Genomic DNA, 253 nt, shown 5'->3' with positions numbered 1-253 from the left:
CAGCTGGTAAGAAGGGTGTTCGCACCATTGTTGAAACTGTCACTTACACAGACGGCGTTGAAACAGGTCGCGTTGAGAAATCAAACACAATCACCACTCCAGCAGTAGATGAGATTGTTGAAGTTGGAACTAAGAAAGTAGTAGCCCCAGTTGTAACGACTAAGGAAGAAACGAAGACAGAAGATGTTGCTTTCCAAGTCAAAGAAGTGAAGAACGCAGACCTTCCAGAAGGAACTCGTCGAGTGAAGACAGC

The 253-nt window shown here is 45.5% G+C and carries 1 protein-coding gene; it reads left to right on the top strand.

Annotated features, from left to right (window positions below; genetic code table 11):
• A partial coding sequence (locus HMPREF2853_RS07205; protein ID WP_186821133.1) for a G5 domain-containing protein occupies nt 1-253 on the top strand: 253 nt, incomplete at both ends.

The organism is Streptococcus sp. HMSC077F03 (assembly GCF_001812375.1).
Taxonomy (GTDB): domain Bacteria; phylum Bacillota; class Bacilli; order Lactobacillales; family Streptococcaceae; genus Streptococcus; species Streptococcus oralis_S.
The sequence above is the reverse complement of the archived record's forward strand: the minus strand, read 5'-3'. Positions and strand labels throughout refer to the sequence as shown.